The sequence below is a fragment of the Mycobacterium sp. NPDC048908 genome, from assembly GCF_043197955.1.
GTDB lineage: Bacteria > Actinomycetota > Actinomycetes > Mycobacteriales > Mycobacteriaceae > Mycobacterium.
Genome location: NZ_JBICUE010000003.1, coordinates 223,669 through 239,064 on the forward strand (window position 1 = coordinate 223,669; position 15,396 = coordinate 239,064).

A 15,396-nucleotide genomic window follows, 5' to 3' on the forward strand; every position below is an offset into this window, starting at 1 on the left:
GGGGTCAGTCTTGCATTTAACGTTGGGGACATGGACACGACCACCTTGATGCGGGAATATCTGCTGCTCGGCCTGCGCTTCGACCGGATCGAGGAAGGCTACGTCGACTCCTTCACCGGGGACCCGGAACTGCGCAAGCAGGTGCAGAACGAGGCCGCGCCCGACCCCGCCGATCTGGCTGACCAGGCCGAGCGGCTGGCCGCCGACATTCCCGACGATCTCGAAGCGCCGCGTGCCGACTACGTCGCCGCTCATCTGCGCGCGTTGGCCTGCGCCGGCCGCAAGTTCGCTGGCCAGGACGTGGGCTTCGTCGACGAAGTTGAGGCGTACTTCGACGTGCACATCACCAGGGGCGACACGGAGAAATACGAGCAGGCGCACCGCAGGCTCGACGACGCGCTCGGCGGCAGTGGACCGCTTGCCGAGCGCATGCAGGCCTATCGGGTCGCCGAGGAGATTCCGCCCGCCCGACTCGAGGACGCCATCCACGCGTTTTCCAGCGCCCTGCGCGACCGGGTCCGCGCCGAATTCCCGTTGCCGGAGCGCGAGACCATCACCTACGAGATCGTCACCGACAAACCCTGGTCGGGGTTCAACTACTACCTCGGCGACTATCGCTCGACCGTCGCAGTCAACGCTGACCTCAAGCAGCAGATGTCGAATCTGCCCCGTCTTGTCGCGCACGAGTCCTATCCCGGACACCACACCGAGCACTGCCGCAAAGAATTCGGCTTGGTGGCCGGGCGGAACCAGGCCGAGCAGACCATCTTCCTGGTGAACACGCCGCAGTGTTTGATGGCGGAAGGGTTGGCCGATCTGGCGCTGTACGCGGCGATCGGACCGAACTGGGGTGATTGGGCCAGCGAAATCTATGCCGACCTCGGGCTGCGGTTCGACGGCGCGCGCGCCGAGGCGGTGTCCGAGGCGGTCGGCGCACTCGCCGAGGTTCGCCAGGACGCGGCGCTGATGCTGCACGACGAGCATCGCGATGTCGACGACGTCGTCGCGTTCCTCAGGCGCTGGTTGCTGGTCAACGACGAACGGGCCCGGCAGATGCTGCGGTTCCTGTCCTCGCCGTTGTGGCGCGCCTACACCAGCACCTACGTCGAGGGGTACCGACTGCTGCGCGGCTGGCTGGAGGCACGGCCCGACGACGTCAGCCTCACCGAACGGTTCGGACGACTGCTCGACGAGCCCCTGATTCCGTCTTCGCTGCGGGACGTAGGCTGACACCATGACTGCAGACCCCGTCACCACCTCAGCTCCCGGTGCCGAGTACGCCGATACCGCGAGCTCGGCCTACCGCTCGATCCTGCAGATCATCGAGTCCGTCGAGCCACGCATCGCCGCCGCGACGCGCAAAGAGCTTGCTGACCAACGTGATTCGCTCAAACTGATCGCCAGCGAGAATTACGCCTCCCCGGCGGCGTTGCTGACCATGGGTACCTGGCTGTCCGACAAGTACGCCGAGGGCACCATCGGGCACCGGTTCTACGCCGGCTGCCAGAACGTGGACACCGTCGAGACCGTGGCCGCAGAGCATGCCCGCGAGCTGTTCGGCTCGCCGTACGCCTATGTGCAGCCGCACTCGGGCATCGACGCCAACCTGGTTGCCTACTGGGCGATTCTGGCCACCCGCGTCGAAGCTCCCGGGCTGGCCGACGCGGGTGTCAAGAACGTCAACGACCTGTCCGAGGCGGACTGGGAGAAGCTGCGCGCCAAGCTGGGCAACCAGCGGTTGCTCGGCATGTCGCTGGACGCCGGTGGCCACCTCACCCACGGCTTCCGGCCGAACATCTCGGGCAAGATGTTCCACCAGCGCAGCTACGGCACCGACCCGAAGACCGAACTGCTCGACTACGACGCGCTGGCCGCGGCCGCACGCGAATTCAAGCCGCTGATCCTGGTCGGCGGGTATTCGGCCTATCCGCGCCGGATCGACTTCGCCAAGCTGCGCGAGATCGCCGACGAGGTGGGCGCCACGCTGATGGTCGACATGGCACACTTCGCCGGCCTGGTCGCGGGCAAGGTGTTCACCGGTGACGAGGATCCGGTGCCGCACGCCCACGTCACCACGACCACCACGCACAAGTCGTTGCGTGGTCCGCGCGGCGGGCTGGTGCTCGCCACCGCCGAGTACTCCGATGCCGTCGACAAGGGCTGCCCAATGGTGTTGGGCGGGCCGCTTTCTCATGTGATGGCAGCCAAGGCCGTCGCGCTGGCTGAGGCGCGCCAACCCGCATTCCAGGCGTACGCGCAGCGCGTCGCCGACAACGCCAAGGCGCTCGCCGAGGGTTTCCTCAAGCGCGGCGCGCGACTGGTCACCGGGGGCACCGACAACCACATCGTGCTGCTCGACGTGTCATCGTTCGGGCTGACCGGCCGCCAGGCCGAGTCGGCGCTGCTGGACGCCGGCGTCGTCACCAACCGCAACTCGATCCCCGCCGACCCCAACGGCGCCTGGTACACCAGCGGAATCCGGTTGGGCACCCCGGCGTTGACCACTCGCGGCTTCGGGGCCGACGACTTCGACCGGGTCGCCGAACTGATGGTCGAGGTGCTGTCCAACACCGAGGCGGCGGATGGGCCTGCCGGCCCGTCGAAGGCCAAGTACAAGTTGGCCGACGGCACGGCGCAGCGGGTGCATTCGGCTGCGGCGGAGCTATTGGCCGCCAACCCGCTGTATCCGGGGCTGACGCTCTAGAAGACGTAGCCCCCCATTTCGCGCGGGTGCATGCCACACTCGCCGCCGTGACCGCCACAGCTGAGCTCGCCAGTTCCGTGATGTCCGCCCCGCTGGGCGTTGTCGATCCCGACATTGCGCAATTACTGAGCAGCGAACTGGGGCGCCAACGCGACACGCTCGAGATGATCGCTTCTGAGAATTTCGCGCCGCGCGCTGTGCTGCAGTTGCAGGGCAGCGTGCTCACCAACAAGTACGCCGAAGGGCTGCCGGGCCGTCGGTATTACGGCGGCTGCGAGCACGTCGACGCGATCGAGGACATCGCCCGCGACCGCGCGACGACGTTGTTCGGCGCCGAATTCGCCAATGTGCAACCGCATTCCGGCGCGCAGGCCAACGCCGCGGTGCTGGCCGCGCTGATGGCGCCCGGTGAGCGGTTGCTCGGCCTTGACCTCGCCAACGGCGGGCACCTGACGCACGGCATGAAGTTGAACTTTTCCGGCAAGGTGTACGAAAGCGGTTGCTACGGCGTCGATCCCGTGTCTGGCCGCATCGACATGGACGCAGTGAGGGCCAAGGCCAAGGACTTTCGGCCTCGGGTGCTGGTCGCCGGGTGGTCGGCGTATCCGCGCATCCTCGACTTCGCGGCGTTCCGAGCGGTCACCGACGAGGTCGGCGCGCATCTGTGGGTCGACATGGCGCATTTCGCCGGCTTGGTCGCAGCGGGTGTGCACCCCTCACCGGTGCCCCACGCCGATCTGGTGTCCACCACCGTGCACAAGACGCTTGGCGGCGCACGCTCGGGCTTGATCCTGGGTGCCAAGCGGTTCGCCAAGGCCGTCAACTCGGCCGTGTTTCCTGGTACGCAGGGCGGCCCCGCCATGCAGGTGGTCGCGGCCAAAGCCGTCACCTTCAAGATCGCGGCCACGCCGGAGTTCGCCGAACGCCAGCGCCGCACCCTCTCCGGTGCCCGCATCATTGCCGACCGACTGCTGTCCGCCGACGTCGCACGCGCCGGGATCAAGGTGCTCACCGGAGGCACCGACGTCCACCTGGTGCTCGTCGACCTGCGCGATTCATCGCTGGACGGCAAGACCGCCGAAGACCTGCTCCACGACATCGGCATCACCGTGAACCGCAACGCGGTGCCCAACGACCCCCGGCCGCCCATGGTCACCTCGGGACTGCGGATCGGGACGTCCGCCTTGGCCACCCGCGGCTTCGCTGACGCCGAGTTCGCCGAGGTGGCCGATGTGATCGCCGCGGCGCTGACGCAGACCGCCGACGTCTCGACACTGGCCGGCCGGGTTCGTCGTCTCGCCGGCAACCATCCGCTCTATGACGGGCTGGAGGGGTGGGAACTGCACGGGCGGTGACACGCCCGGCCCGATTTCCGGAAATGTGTGAACACGGGTTACAGTTACTTTTATGGCACAGAAACCTGTTCCTAATGCGTTGATACTCGAACTCGAGCCGGTCGTTGCGCAGGAACTACGCCGCCACATCGACTCCGAGGATTTGTGGTACGCCCACGACTACGTGCCGTTCGAGCAGGGCGAGAACTTCGCCTTCCTCGGCGGCCGCGATTGGGACCCGTCGCAGGTCACTTTGCCCAAGGTCGTCACCGACGCTCTCGAGATTTTGCTGATCACCAAGGACAACCTCGCCGGCTATCACCGCGAGTTCGTGTTCAGCTTCATCCTCGAGAACAAGTGGGGGCGCTGGCTCGGTCGCTGGACCGCCGAGGAGCACTTGCATGCCATCGCGCTGCGCAATTACCTCGTCGTCACCCGCGAGATCGATCCCTCAGCCAACGAGGACGTCCGCGTCCAACACGTGATGAAGGGCTATCGCGCCGACACCTACACCCAGATCGAGCGCCTGGTGTTCATGGCGTTCTTCGAGCGCGAGCACGCCGTGTTCTGCCGCAACCTCGAAGCCCAGATCGCCGAGCCGGTATTGAAGGGCCTGGTCGGCCGGATCGCCCGCGACGAGGAGCGGCACGAAGAGTTCTTTGCCAACCTGGTGGCGCATTGCCTCGGCTACAGCCGCGAGGAGACGGTCGAGGCGATTGCGCGGCGCGCCGCCGAACTCGATGTCGTCGGTGGGAACATCGACGCCTACCCGGACAAAGTCGCCAACGTCGCAGATGCCGGGATTTTCGGACCCGAGCAACTGCGCCAGGTGATCGCCGATCGCGTCACCGCGTGGGGCGTGGCCGACGAGCCTGCGCTGAAGCAGTACGTCACCAGTTAGCTACCGGAGGCCGCTGCGGCCCGCGACACCGGGCACGGCGCGCCTGCGCGGCGCGAACCGCGAAGCGAGAGTAGCGTCGTTTCTCGATGGCTAGCGACATGCTCTGCTATCCGGGCGGTACCGATCGTTTCGATCACGAGAGGACCGGCCCCGGTCCTGGTACCGCAGCGTCCGCCGAAGTGTTCGTGCGGGGCCGCATGAATTCCCTCGCCTCGAGGAGCGCTACGTGACCAAAACTACCGTCCGGACCTATGTGCTCGACACCTCCGTGCTGCTGTCTGATCCCTGGGCGGCAACCAGGTTTGCCGAACACGAAGTCGTGGTCCCGTTGGTGGTGATCAGCGAACTGGAAGCCAAGCGACATCACCATGAACTCGGCTGGTTCGCAAGGCAGGCACTGCGGATGTTCGACGATCTGCGGCTCGAGCACGGGCGGCTGGATCAGCCGATTCCCGTTGGGACGCAAGGCGGTACGCTGCATGTCGAGTTGAACCACAGCGACCCCACGGTGTTGCCCGCCGGGTTCCGCAACGACAGCAACGATGCGCGGATCCTCACGGTCGCGGCCAACCTGGCCGCGGAGGGTAAGCGAGTCACGTTGGTCAGTAAGGACATTCCGCTGCGGGTCAAGGCGGGTGCGGTCGGGCTGAATGCCGACGAGTACCACGCCCAGGACGTCATCACCTCTGGTTGGACCGGGATGGACGAGATCGAGGCGACGCCCGGCGACATCGACATGCTGTATGCGGACGGTGAGATCGACCTGGAATCCGCACGTGATCTCCCGTGCCACACCGGAGTTCGGCTACTGGGCGGCAGCTCCCATGCGCTGGGCCGGGTCAACGCCGACAAGCGGGTGCAGTTGGTGCGCGGCGACCGCGAGGTGTTCGGATTGCGTGGCCGCTCAGCCGAGCAGCGGGTGGCGCTGGACCTCCTGCTCGACGAGTCCGTCGGCATCGTGTCACTCGGCGGCAAGGCAGGTACCGGCAAGTCCGCGCTGGCGCTGTGCGCGGGCCTCGAGGCGGTGCTCGAGCGCCGCACCCATCGCAAGGTCGTCGTGTTCCGGCCGCTGTACGCCGTCGGCGGACAGGATCTGGGCTACCTGCCCGGCAGCGAGAGCGAGAAGATGGGCCCGTGGGCGCAGGCCGTCTTCGACACGCTCGAAGGTCTGGCCAGCCCGGCGGTGCTCGAAGAGGTGCTCTCCCGCGGCATGCTCGAGGTGCTGCCGTTGACGCACATCCGGGGCCGGTCGCTGCACGACTCGTTCGTGATCGTCGACGAGGCCCAGTCGCTGGAACGCAACGTGCTGTTGACGGTGCTGTCGCGGTTGGGTGCCGGGTCGCGGGTGGTGCTGACCCACGACGTCGCCCAGCGCGACAACCTGCGCGTCGGCCGCCACGACGGCGTGGCCGCGGTGATCGAGAAGCTCAAGGGCCATCCGTTGTTCGCCCACATCACGTTGCTGCGCAGCGAGCGGTCGCCGATCGCGGCGCTGGTCACCGAGATGCTCGAGGAGATCAGCCCCGGCGCCCTGCCCTGATGCGGTTTGTGGAGTCGCAACCGCGGTCGGCGCGGTTCAGACTCCTCAAATCACCAATCGGTAGGCTGCTTGCGTGCCGAAGCGACCCGACAGCCAGGCCTGGCGCTACGCGAGGACCGTCCTTGGCGTACTGGCGGCGGCCGCGGTGCTGGTCATCGGTGGCCTCACCGGGCACGTGCGTAAGGCCAGCGCGGAAGACGTCGACTGCGCGAAAGTGAAGTGCGTGGCGCTGACGTTCGACGACGGGCCGAGCCCATACACCGACCGGCTACTGCAGATCCTCAAGGACAACGACGCCAGGTCGACGTTCTTCTTGATCGGCAACAAGGTCGCGGCCAACCCGGCGGGGGCCAAGCGGATCGCCGATGCCGGCATGGAGGTGGGCAACCACACCTGGGAGCACCCCAACATGACGACGATCCCGCCCGAGGACATCCCCAGCCAGATCTCGAAGGCCAACGACGCCATCCAGGCCGCAACGGGACAGCGACCCAAGCTTCTTCGTACCGCGGGCGGTCTGATCAACGACAACGTGCTCGCTGCCGCGAAAGCGCAAGGCATGGCCGACATCAACTGGGACGTGATCCCGTTCGACTGGGCCAACGACTCCAACACCGGCGCCACCCGCTACATGCTGATGACGCAGATCAAGCCGAGTTCGGTGGTGTTGTTCCACGACACCTACTCCAGCACAGTCGATTTGGTCTACCAGTTCATTCCCGTGCTCAGGCGCAACGGTTACCACCTGGTGACTGTGAGCCAAATGGTCGGACCGCGCGAACCCGGCACCAGTTACGGAAGCCGGGAGAACGGCCCGCCGGTCAACGATCTGATGGACATCCCGCCCGCCGAGATTCCGACGCTGCCTGCCACGCCGTCGCCCGCGCCGATGCCCAACTTCCCGATCCACGATATCGAGGGCGCCAACTCCGGCGGCGCGAACAACGGCGCATAGGTAGGGGACTCGGTGCGCACCGACCCACGTTTGTGCTCACCCTGCTGGTGCTGGGTTACGCGGTTGTCTTCACCGTCAGCCTCGTTGTGCACAACCTGACCGCGCCCCGCTGGGCATCAGGAGGTGGCCCGCTGCTGCGAAGACGGCGAGGACTGACGGCACGGCGCATGAATCGTGAATTCCGGTTCGATGAGCCGTGTCTGGATGGGGCCGGTACGAGGCTTGAGCCATGACGCCTCACGCGATGGGTTGTCGGGGTCGTAATCCCAACGCGTGCAGATGTTGTCGATTCCGATCGGGTATACCGTGACCGCCTCCTTCGTCACGTGCATACGCAGGAAATTCTTGTATCCGGAGTAGCGGAACGCCGAGAAAGCCTCGGTGCTGTTCCAGCCGAACACGGTGAACACCAGGAAGAGAAACGTCGCGAAGATCAACGAGCCGACGACACCGCCCGCCACAGCGACCAGAAGCGTGCTGAGTAACAAGCGCCAGCTCGTCAGCGGCTCCAGGAACGTCACGCACGCCATCGCGATCGCGGCCTGCGCAGCGACATGGCACGCCGTCTGGGCGATTCCGGCCAGCCCCCGCATGACACGTGAAGTCCAGACGCCGACCCGTTTGGGGACGATGTAGAACGCGGATGTTATCGCGGCTACCACGAAGACGATTGCGAGCGTCGTCGCGCCCATCCCACTGATCAGGAAGTCGCGAAAACCCCATGGTTCATGGTGGACATCGAGGCCGATCTTGTTGTCCTGGTCGGCAAGCCGAGAGACGCTCGCGATGAACAGCAACACATACATCGTCGCCGGAATGACCATGAACCACGGGTTGCGCAGGCCCAGCGCGAGAATGTGGCCGTTGAGGCGGCGCGACTGGTTGAGGCTCGGGTAACGGCACGCCAACTGGAAGCGTTCGTTGTCGTCGGTCTCGGGATCGGCGTCCCCTCGGGGTTTCGGCACCTCCAACCAGCGGTCGAGCTTTTGCGTCGTGGACAAAAACGCCCCGCCGCCGCCTGCGGTGACCTTCATCCTGCGCTGCGCTGCGACGGCATCGTCCACCGCTTCATAACGTGCGTAGTGATGCTTGTCGCCGGACAGCATGAGGATGGTCCTGACCCCGTCGGGCACCAGCGTGCGTTCGACGAACGCGAGGTTGCGGTACGCGTCCTCGGAGTCGCGGACCGCTGTCCAACTCGGTTTGGCCGTGCACAGGATCAGCGCGTCGTTGTGGGTCATCTTGTCGGCGGCGGTCTTGAAGTAGGCGATCTGCGCGGCGTCCACATAGTTGTCGCTCTGAATGTCAATGCCCCACAACCAGAATGGGCCGGGAAGGTCGACGGCGAAGTAACTTCGGGTCTGCTGCAATTGGCGGCCGCCGATCCAGCCGTGTTGTGCGAACATCCGCATGAACCCCGTCAGGCCGTCATACCAGTCGTGGTTGCCGGGAATGGCCAGCATGCGCGGATGCGGCTCCTCGGTGCGCGACGGATCCGGCTCCGTCCATGGCAGCGCGGCAAGATATGGACCGCTGAACCTGTCTTCGTACTCCTTTGGTGTGGCGTACGGGTACACCTCGTCGCCGCCGAACACGATGAGCTGTGCGCGAGGCAGCGTTCGGGGTTGTCCATCGGAGCCGACCGGCGTGATGTTCGGTTGCGAGACACACCACGCGACCGAATACGTCTGATCGAATCCGTCGGCGGTGTCAGCGACGAAGTCGATCCACAGGTCGCCGGCGCCGGCGCCCGCCGTCAACACACTCGCCGTGAGAGTGCTTTCCATTTCCCGCTTGTCGAGATAGTCGCCGAACGCGGCGGCCAGCACCACTTTGGCGGCGGCGCGGGCCAGTGTGGGCGGACTGAACCACCGCACCGCCTTGCGCCGGCTGAACCCGAGCCCATCGCCGTCAGTTGGGCGTGGTCTGGGTTTGTCGATCGATGTCACTGTTGACTCCTGGGGCTCACCAGGGTGGAACCTTATCGTTTGCCACAGCAATAGATGACCACAATCGACGCTGGCGTCAGCGCCTGCAACGCCGGGCTACCGCAGTCTGCGCCCTCGGACCAGAAACCAGCCCGCGACGACGGCCCCACCCAGCGCAACCACCCTGTCGGCCGGTTCCGCTCGTGGCAGGTCCAACAACGAGACCAGGCCCAGCATCGCGAACCCGGTGCGCAACGCGGGCTGGCTGGTCGCCGTTGTCACCAGGGTGGAGTGGTTCTGACTTGCCACAGGGCTGGGGTCGAGGCCCACCGATCCCTCCTTCGGTTGCATGACCGGCACGGCGGTTGACGCTAATCCGCCCAACGGCCGTACAGAAATAGGGTGTTTCCCTACCGTCGAGCGGTGCGACGGGGTGACTAGCTCTTGCCCATGTGGCGGCCCAACTCGGCGCGCGACTTGATGCCCAGCTTGCGGTAGATCCGAGCCAGGTTCGCCTCGACGGTCTTCGGGCTGATGAACAACGCGGTCGCCACGTCGCGGTTCTTCATCCCCAACGCGGCCAACTCGGCGACTCGCTGCTCCGAGGGGGTCAGTTGTCCGCTCTGACGAGGGCCGACGTTGGCGCGGGCGAGTTCGGCACGGGCACGAGCGGCCCACAGCGGCACGTGCAGCCGCTCGAAGATGTCCAACGCCTCCTGAAGGCTTGCCGATGCCGCCTCCTTCTTGCGCTGCCTGCGCTGTAACTGGCCGAGCAGCAACAGGGTTCGGCCGCGTTCGACAGGCATCGGCAGCCGGTCGTGTTGCAGCATTGCGTTTTCGGCGGCGGCGCCTGCCCCATCGAGGTCACCGCGTGCGGCCAGCAGCATGCTCCTGCCTCGCGCGCCAACGGCTCGCATCCACGCGCGGCCCTGCCGCTCCCCGTTGCGTTCGAGGGCCGCGATGAGTGGCTCGGCGTCGTCGCCCCTGTTCACCTGAATCAGCGCCTCGATGGCGTCGGGCAGGAACGTTGCGCCTGGCAACTCTGTCGACGTCGACGCCGGGTCGAACTTGGCGAGCAGGGACCGCATCGTCGCGACCGCCTCCTCGTAGCGGCCCAACGACACCTCGAGGAAACCGAGCGTGCCGATGACCCTGTCGGTCAATCGAATTGCGCCTGTGCGGCGGCCGATTTCGAGGGCTTCCGCTGCGGACTGCCTGGCATCAGTCTCGCGCCCGGCGTACGCGGCCAGCTGCGCCCGCAGGCTGTATGCCAAGAACAGCGGGGTGTCGCCGCCGAGCTGACGGGCCCGTTCCATGGCGTCGTCGGCGACCAGGCCTGCCGCAACGAAATCGCCCCGCCAGACGTCGCTGAGCACCACATGTTGTGCGATGAAGATCAGCTCGCCTTCTTCGCCTTTCTCTGCGCAGCGACGCCTGACGGCTTCCAGAATGCGGTGCGCCTCGTCGAGGCGGCCGATCCACTCCAGTAGCAGCGCACGCTGAACCGACGGCCGAAAGACCAAGGGTGTGAAGATGTCTGGGTCCTCGAGCTGCAGCGCGAAGCGCAGCTGGTCTTCGTCGAACCCTGCGCCACTGAGGAATTCCAGGGTCACCCGCATACCCATCGCCAAGCCCAGCAGATGCCGTTGATTCAGTCGCTCGGCATGTGCGACGGCCTCCTCCGCTGTCTCGAGGGCGTCGGGCAACTCGCTGGATTGCAGAAGGGCATAGGCCAGCGTGATGAGAATCTGCACCCGCAGAGGGCTATCGGGATGCACTTCGTTCAGTGCTCGACGCAGTAACGTCACCGCCTCGAAGAAGCCGTCGCCGTACAGTCTGACGACAGCCAGTCGACTGAACGCTTCGGCGCGCAGTTCGCCTGGCGCCAGACTGTCGATGGTCTCTTCCAACACGATGCGTGCGCGCTCTTGGTCGCCCGCGTCGAAATGATGCAGGGCGGAACGCAGTCGACGGTCGGCGGTGTCGCCGCCGAGTCCGATCGCCAAGTCCATCAGTTCTGCCGCGGCGGCGGGTGCGCCGCGGACACGCGCGGATTCGGCCGCCGTATCAAGCGCTTGCAGCGTGATCTGGTCGCCTCTGGTGGCGGCCAACGCCAGATGGCGTGCCCGCAACTCGGGCTCGTCGACGATGTCGGCGAGGCGCCGATGCATCGTTCGACGCCTGCCTGGGGCGGCCTCTGTGTACACGCCCCTGGCCAACAGGGGATGAGCGAATTGGATACGGTTGCCGTCGATGGTGATGATGCCCTTGCTCTCCGCACCTTCGAGGAGCGCGATCAGACGGTCGTCGTCCTTGATCGTCGCTTCCGACACCAGTTCTACCGTCGGTGAAGCCAGGCATGACGCAGCCAGCAATGCGTCGTGCAGGTCGGAATCCAGCCCATCGAGCCGAACTTTCACGACATCGGCAAGAGTGCTCGGCAACGCAGTTTCGATGCCAGGAGGCCGTTCGGTCAGCGCCCGAGCCAATTCGATTGCATAGAACGGGTTTCCGCCGGACTCAGCGTGGATGCGGCCCATGGTGGGACGCGAGAACGCCCGCCGGAGGCGCGTCGAGACCGCGGCGTGCAGATCGTGGAGACCCAACGGGTGCAACTGGACTCGGCTGACCGCATCGGGGCGTGGCAGCTGCAGCCATGCAGTGCTTGCGGTGTCGCCGGTATCGGTGCGCACACTGCCGAGGATGCCCACCGGACCGCTGAGTCGCCGGGCGGCGAACGCCACCACGTGCATGCTCGACGGGTCGATCCACTGCAGATCGTCGATCGCCAGCAGCAACGGGCCCTCGTCGGTCAGGTAGCCGACGACGGACAGGAATGCGGCGGCGATGGCGCGCTGATCGGTGACCGTGTCGTCATCCGCGCGCATCAGCACCTGATCGACCGCGAATCGCTGCGGTTCGGGGAGATCGGCCCACGCGGCGGCCGGGACACTGTCCAGCAGGTCTGCCAGCGCGGTGTAAGCCAGTACCGACTCGGCTACGGCGGCGCGCGCCGAGAGGACCCGAAATCCGATCTCGTTGGCCAGTTCGAGCGCCTCCAGCCAGAGCGTGGTCTTGCCGATGCCGGCTTCACCGTCGATCAGCAGGGCCGACGGCTCCGAACGCGCCGAAGACAAGAAACCACTGATCATCCGGCTCTCCGTCGGACGGCTTTGCACGCCAACTCCCCTTGGCACAGTAGAAGGATTCCAGCTAACCGCGGATCGGTCTACTTTTTGCGCCACCTAGGTCAGGAGCCCCCAGCTGGCAACATCCGCAAACGCATAATTACCCATTGTCGCGAATGGTATGCATGTGCCGGCCAAGCTCCGCGCGCGAGCGGATGCCCAGCTTGCGGTACACGCGCGCAAGGGTCGCCTCGACCGTCTTGGCGCTGACGAACAGCTGTGCCGCCACGTCGCGATTGGTCATTCCCGACGCAGCGAGCTCGGCGACCCGTTGCTCGACGGGCGTGAGGCCTTCCTGCGTTCGAGTCCTTGGCTTGGCGCCCGCCACTTCGGCACGGGCCCGATCCGCCCATAGGACGGTGCCGAGCTTTTCGAACGTGGCCAGCGCACCGTTGAGGACGGCCGTCGCGTCCGACCGCTGGCGCCGCAGCAGTTGGCCCAACAGCAGCTGAGTCCTGGCCCGCTCGAACGGCATGGGCAGCCGTTCATGTTCGATCATCGCGGCGCGGGCACTTTGCACGGCCCCGTCCAGATCACCCTGGGCGGCGAGGATGATGGCCCGGCAGCGTGCGCCGACCGCGAGCATCCACGGCCGGTGGAGTCTGCGGCCGTTGCGCTCCAGCGCCTGCACGAGTGGTTCGGCCACGTCGGCGCGGCCCAACGCGGTCAGCGCCTCCACCATGTCGGGTGCAAAAGCCGCCGCGTTCAGCTCGGTGGAGACGGGCACGTGCCGCGACAGCAGCGGCTGAAGCGCGTCCACCGCGGCGCCGTAGTTGCCGAGCGATACCTCCAGCAATCCCAGCGCGGTCAGCGTCCAGTCCTCGTGCCACGCGGTGCCGCTGCGCTTGCAGGCGTCGATCGCCTCGGCGACCGCCAACCGGGCGTCGGCTTCGGCGCCGGCGTACACCGCCAGCCACGCCCGCAAGACATGGCTCAGCATCGCCGGGAATTCCGCACCCAGTTGCTGCGCCAGTTCCGTCACCTGCGCGGCCAGCCGGTTGGCCGTGGCCATATCCCCTCGCCAGATCCGGTTCACCACAACGTAGAAGTCGACGAAGATAAGTTCGCCTTCTTCACCCTTGTCGGTGCAGCGCCGCTCGATGGTCCGTAACCGCTCGTAGGAGGTGTCGAGGTCGCCGGTGCACGCCAGGATGAGCGCATGTTCGACGCTGGGTCGAAGCATGATCGGCATGAACGAGTCGTGGTCTTCCAGCTCGAGCGCCTGTCTCAGGCTCGGTTCGTCGATCCCGCCCCCGACGAAGAACTGTATCGTCGCCCGTACCCCGAGTGCCTCGCTGAGAAGCCCAGGCGCACCAAGCTTTTCGGCGAGCGCGACCGCCTCTTCGGCGCGGCGCCACGCGGCATCCGGCTCGCCGGTCATGAACAGCGCATACGCCGACGTGGTCGCCATCCGCACCTGGGCGGGTCCGCCTAGGGTGTCCTCGTCGAGCGCCTGCCGAAGCAACTCGGACGCCTCCAGGTAGCCGTCGTCGATGAAGCGCACCACCGCCAGCGTGTACAGCACCTGTGCGCGGACCGATCCGGGTTGCATACCCGTGATCGCACGTTCCAGCAGCGTCCGCGCCCGTGCCGGGTCGCCGGCGTCGAAATAGTGCGCCGCCAACTGGACTCGTCGCTGCGGAGTGTCGCCGCCAAGGCCGATCGCCAGCTCGAGCAGTTCCGCGGCGGCGGCGGGTGCGCCGCGGGCATGCGCGGTCGCTGCGGCGTTGTCGAGTGCCTCCAGGGTCTCGGTGTCACCTGTGGTCGCCGCCAATGCGAGATGCCGTGCGCGCAGCTCTGATTCGTCGACGACGGCGGCGAGGCGCCGGTGCATGTTGCGTCTCTTCGCCGGCGAGGCGGCGGCGTAGACGCCACTTGCCAGCAATGGGTGGGTGAACCGGATCCGGTTTCCCTCGATCACCACGACGCCGTGGCGCTCGGCGGCTTCCAGCAGTTCGATCAGCCGGTCCTGGTCCACGTCGGTCGCCGCGCCCACCACTTCGACCGTTGGCGTGGCCATGCACGCGGCCGCCCGCAGCACCTCATGTGCTGCGGGTTCTAGGCCGTCGATCCTGGCGCGAACCAACTCGGCCAATGAGCCGGGCAGTTCCTCACCTGTGTTGTCGACGAAGGCCCGCGCCAATTCGATTGCGTAGAGCGGGTTTCCGGCCGACATTTGGTTGATGCGCGTCATCACCGTGCGCGGTACCGGCCGGCCCAACTCATCCCCGATCACGGTTTCCAGCGCCCTGGCCGGAAGCGGATGCACCGTGATCCGCTGAACTGCGTCGGGTCGCGGCAGCTGCAGCCAGGACGTGGTGTGGCTGCTGCCCGGTTCGGTGCGGACGGTGGCCAGCAGGCCCACTGGATCCGACAAGCGACGCGCCGCATACCCGATCACATGCACGGTCGACGGATCCAGCCATTGCAGGTCGTCGATGGTGAGCAGCAGGGGACCGTCGTCGCTGAGCCGATCCACCACCGACAAGAAGCCGGCCGCCACCGCCCGCTGGTCGGTGACGACGCCGGTAGTGAGGTCGCGCGTCATCACCCGGTCGATCGCCGCCCGCTGAGGAGTGGGCAGGTCGGCCCAGGTGTCCGCATCGACGTTGACGAGCAGGTCGGCCAGATGTGTATACGCCGGCACCGATTCGGCTTCCGCGCCTCGGGTGGACAACACCCTGAAGCCGTGCCCACGCGCACTGATTAGGGCCGCGGTCAGAAGGGTCGTCTTGCCGATTCCCGCCTCGCCGTCGAACAGCAGTGCCGACGGCATCCTGGTGGCGGCATCAAGGAACGTGCCGAGAGCATGCTGCTCGGCGGGGCGGTTGGCCATGCCCGCGATC

At 66.5% G+C, this 15,396-nt stretch carries 10 protein-coding genes; 6 read left to right on the forward strand and 4 right to left on the reverse strand.

Annotation, left to right across the window (positions count from 1 at the left end):
- Positions 1-30: 30 nt before the first annotated feature.
- The 6 genes from ACGFK1_RS09980 (at position 31) to ACGFK1_RS10005 (ending at position 7,434) form a co-directional block, all read left to right on the forward strand.
- A complete protein-coding gene (locus ACGFK1_RS09980) occupies positions 31-1,230 on the forward strand; it encodes a DUF885 domain-containing protein (protein WP_393428098.1) in 1,200 nt (399 codons plus the stop codon).
- A 4-nt stretch (positions 1,231-1,234) separates the two neighbouring features.
- A complete protein-coding gene (locus ACGFK1_RS09985) occupies positions 1,235-2,704 on the forward strand; it encodes a glycine hydroxymethyltransferase (protein WP_393428099.1) in 1,470 nt (489 codons plus the stop codon).
- A gap of 80 nt (positions 2,705-2,784) precedes the next feature.
- Positions 2,785-4,059: a serine hydroxymethyltransferase gene (gene glyA / locus ACGFK1_RS09990; protein WP_393428459.1), complete on the forward strand. Its 1,275-nt coding sequence runs from the start codon at positions 2,785-2,787 to the stop codon at positions 4,057-4,059.
- A gap of 52 nt (positions 4,060-4,111) precedes the next feature.
- Positions 4,112-4,939 carry an acyl-ACP desaturase gene (locus ACGFK1_RS09995; protein ID WP_393428100.1) on the forward strand — a complete coding sequence of 276 codons (828 nt, stop codon included), beginning with the start codon at positions 4,112-4,114 and terminating at the stop codon, positions 4,937-4,939.
- A 226-nt stretch (positions 4,940-5,165) separates the two neighbouring features.
- Entirely contained in the window at positions 5,166-6,479 is a 1,314-nt protein-coding gene (locus tag ACGFK1_RS10000; protein WP_393428101.1) for a PhoH family protein, read from the forward strand.
- A gap of 73 nt (positions 6,480-6,552) precedes the next feature.
- Complete coding sequence (locus ACGFK1_RS10005; protein WP_393428102.1) at positions 6,553-7,434, forward strand: polysaccharide deacetylase family protein; 882 nt, start codon at positions 6,553-6,555, stop codon at positions 7,432-7,434.
- A 116-nt stretch (positions 7,435-7,550) separates the two neighbouring features.
- Here ACGFK1_RS10005 and ACGFK1_RS10010 read toward each other — a convergent pair whose 3' ends face one another.
- The 4 genes from ACGFK1_RS10010 to ACGFK1_RS10025 form a co-directional block, all read right to left on the reverse strand.
- The gene (locus ACGFK1_RS10010) at positions 7,551-9,383 is read right to left on the reverse strand and encodes a hypothetical protein (RefSeq protein WP_393428103.1); all 1,833 of its coding nucleotides are present in this window, start codon (positions 9,381-9,383) and stop codon (positions 7,551-7,553) included.
- A 96-nt stretch (positions 9,384-9,479) separates the two neighbouring features.
- Positions 9,480-9,713 carry a hypothetical protein gene (locus tag ACGFK1_RS10015; RefSeq protein ID WP_393428460.1) on the reverse strand — a complete coding sequence of 78 codons (234 nt, stop codon included), beginning with the start codon at positions 9,711-9,713 and terminating at the stop codon, positions 9,480-9,482.
- A gap of 86 nt (positions 9,714-9,799) precedes the next feature.
- Positions 9,800-12,514: an AAA family ATPase gene (locus ACGFK1_RS10020; protein ID WP_393428104.1), complete on the reverse strand. Its 2,715-nt coding sequence runs from the start codon at positions 12,512-12,514 to the stop codon at positions 9,800-9,802.
- A gap of 136 nt (positions 12,515-12,650) precedes the next feature.
- Complete coding sequence (locus ACGFK1_RS10025) at positions 12,651-15,386, reverse strand: ATP-binding protein (RefSeq protein ID WP_393428105.1); 2,736 nt, start codon at positions 15,384-15,386, stop codon at positions 12,651-12,653.
- Positions 15,387-15,396: the final 10 nt, after the last annotated feature.